Below are 3,207 nucleotides of genomic sequence, written 5' to 3' on the forward strand. Positions count from 1 at the left end.
CGCCGAATACGAAAACATGCAGGCGCCGGTCGTCGGCGGCGTGCGGTTGCCGCACGGCAACGGCGAGACCATCCGGCTGGCCCGCGGGGCATCGCTCTCGGATTTCGCCGAGAAGATCGACGCCAACCCGGCCGCTCTGGTGCAGGCGCTGTTCAACCTCGGTGAGATGGTGACGGCCACTCAGTCGGTCGGCGACGAGACGCTCGAACTACTGGGCGGCGAGATGAACTACAACGTCCAGGTCGTCAGCCCCGAGGACGAAGACCGTGAGCTGCTGGAGTCCTTTGACCTGACCTACGGCGAAGACGAGGGCAGCGAGGAGGACCTGCAGACCCGTCCGCCGGTGGTGACCGTGATGGGTCACGTCGACCACGGTAAAACGCGGCTGCTGGACACCATCCGGAATGCCAGCGTCCGCGAGGCCGAGGCCGGCGGGATCACCCAGCACATCGGCGCCTATCAGGTTTCCGTCGACCTCGACGGCAGCGAGCGACCGATCACCTTCATCGACACCCCGGGTCACGAGGCGTTCACTGCCATGCGTGCCCGCGGTGCCAAGGCCACCGACATCGCGATCCTGGTGGTCGCCGCCGACGATGGGGTGATGCCGCAGACAGTGGAAGCCATTAACCACGCGCAGGCGGCCGACGTGCCGATCGTGGTGGCGGTGAACAAGATCGACAAGGAAGGCGCCGACCCCGCCAAGATTCGCGGGCAGCTCACCGAATACGGTTTGGTGGCAGAGGATTTCGGTGGCGACACGATGTTCGTGGATATCTCTGCCAAGCAGGGCACCAACATCGAGGCTCTGGAAGAGGCGGTGCTGCTGACCGCAGACGCCGCTTTGGACCTGCGGGCCAACCCCGATATGGAAGCCCAGGGTGTGGCGATCGAGGCGCACCTGGACCGCGGTCGCGGGCCGGTGGCCACCGTGCTGATCCAGCGCGGCACGCTGCGGGTCGGTGACTCGATCGTCGCCGGCGACGCCTACGGCCGGGTCCGCCGCATGGTCGACGAGCACGGCGAGGACGTCCACGAGGCACTGCCATCGCGGCCGGTCCAGGTCATCGGCTTCACGTCGGTGCCCGGAGCCGGTGACAACCTGCTGGTGGTCGACGAGGACCGCATCGCACGCCAGATCGCCGACCGGCGCAGCGCCCGCAAGCGCAACGCGCTCGCGGCGCGGTCGCGCAAGCGGATCAGCCTGGAGGACCTGGACTCGGCGCTGAAAGAAACCAGCCAGCTGAACCTGATCCTCAAGGGCGACAACGCCGGTACCGTCGAGGCGCTGGAAGAGGCCCTGATGGGCATTCAGGTCGACGACGAGGTGGAACTGCGGGTCATCGACCGCGGCGTTGGTGGCATCACCGAGACCAACGTCAACCTGGCGTCGGCCTCGGACGCGGTGATCATCGGCTTCAACGTGCGAGCCGAGGGCAAGGCGACCGAGCTGGCCAACCGCGAAGGCGTGGACATCCGGTACTACTCGGTGATCTACCAGGCGATCGACGAGATCGAAAAGGCCCTGCGCGGCATGCTCAAGCCGATCTACGAGGAGCACCAACTGGGTCGCGCCGAGATCCGCGCGCTGTTCCGTTCGTCGAAGGTCGGTGTCATCGCCGGTTGTTTGGTGACGTCCGGTGTGGTGCGGCGTAACGCCAAGGCCAGGCTGTTGCGGGACAACATTGTGGTCGCCGAGAACCTGACCGTACAGTCATTGCGGCGGGAGAAGGACGACGTCACTGAGGTCCGCGAAGGCTATGAGTGCGGTCTGACGCTGAGCTACTCCGACATCAAAGAAGGCGACGTCATCGAAACCTACGAGCTGGTCCAGAAGGAACGCTCCTGAAGATGAATTCGGACAACCTGAACACACGGCATGGCTGACCCGGCCCGAGCCCGCCGACTGGCCAAGCGGATTACCGCGATCGTCGCCTCGGCGATCGAGTACGAGATCAAGGATCCCGGGCTGGCCGGAATCACCATCGTCGACGCTAAGTTGTCCGGCGATCTGCACGACGCGACGCTGTACTACACGGTGATGGGGTCGACGCTGGACGACGAACCCGACTACGACGGCGCCGCAGCGGCGCTGGACCGTGCGAAGGGTGTGCTGCGCACCAAGGTCGGGGCTGGCACTGGCGTACGGTTCACGCCTACGCTGACGTTCACCCGGGACACGGTGTCCGACTCGGTGCAACGGATGGAAGAGTTGCTGGCCCGCGCCCGCGCCGCAGACGCCGATGTGGCTCGGGTTCGCGAAGGCGCCAAGCCGGCGGGAGAGGCCGACCCATACCGGACCACTGCAGAGGAGACCGGTGACGACGATCAACTCGAAGGCTGAAGCAGCGACCACGGCACGACGGGTTGACGCCGTCGGGGCTGCCGAGGTGCTGTCCGCCGCCGACACGGTCGCGGTGGTCTGCCATGTCTATCCCGATGCCGACACGATCGGTGCCGGGCTGGCGCTGGCCCTGGAGCTGGACCGGTGCGGCAAGGCCGTCCAGGTCAGCTTCGCGGCCCCGGCGGAGCTTCCGGAGTCGTTACGGTCGCTGCCCGGCGGTCAGCTGCTGGTCGATCCGCGTGTCATGCGTCGTGATGTCGATCTTGTTGTCACCGTGGATATTCCGAGTATCAACCGGCTCGGAGAACTGCGCGAAATCGCGGATATCGCGCCAGAACTGCTGGTGATCGACCATCACGCGTCGAATCAGCTGTTCGGCACGGTGAACCTCGTCGACCCGTCGGCGGACTCCACCACGATGCTGGTTGCCGAGTTGCTCGACGCGTGGGGTAAGCCGATCGACGCCGACGTGGCGCACTGCCTTTACGCGGGGCTGCTCACCGATACCGGGTCGTTCCGGTGGGCCAGCGCGCGCGCACATCGGTTGGCGGCCAGGCTGGTCGAGTTGGGCGTCGACAACGCGGCGATCAGCCGGTCGTTGATGGACACCCATCCGTTCCGGTGGCTGACGATGCTGTCGCGGGTGTTGGGTTCGGCGCAGCTCGTGCCGGACGCGATCGACGGTCGCGGGATGGTGTACGCCGTTGTCGCACACCAGGAATGGATCAGCGCCCGCCCGGAGGAAGTGGAGAGCATCGTCGACATCGTCCGTACCACCGAGGAGGCCGAGGTGGCGGCGGTGTTCAAAGAGATCGAGCCGCAACAGTGGTCGGTGTCGATGCGGGCAAAGGCCGCAGTCGACC

Annotated in this window: 3 protein-coding genes; all 3 read left to right on the plus strand. The window is 66.1% G+C overall.

Annotation, left to right across the window (positions count from 1 at the left end):
• Window positions 1–1,849, plus strand: a 1,849-nt coding sequence (gene infB, locus WB785_RS10705; protein ID WP_424079016.1) for a translation initiation factor IF-2, incomplete at its 5' end; no start/stop codon positions are given.
• A gap of 30 nt (window positions 1,850–1,879) precedes the next feature.
• Entirely contained in the window at window positions 1,880–2,344 is a 465-nt protein-coding gene (rbfA, locus tag WB785_RS10710; RefSeq protein ID WP_424079018.1) for a 30S ribosome-binding factor RbfA, read from the plus strand.
• Window positions 2,319–3,207 (plus strand): DHH family phosphoesterase (locus tag WB785_RS10715; protein ID WP_424079019.1); only part of this gene is annotated, 889 nt, incomplete at its 3' end. The genes rbfA and WB785_RS10715, both read left to right, overlap by 26 nt.

The sequence above is a fragment of the Mycobacterium sp. genome, from assembly GCF_049585075.1.
In the GTDB taxonomy this organism is placed as follows: domain Bacteria; phylum Actinomycetota; class Actinomycetes; order Mycobacteriales; family Mycobacteriaceae; genus Mycobacterium.

Coding starts and splice junctions, on each gene's coding strand:
- rbfA (WP_424079018.1), top strand. CDS start 1,880: ATGGCTGACCCGGCCCGAGCCCGCCGACTGGCCAAGCGGATTACCGCG.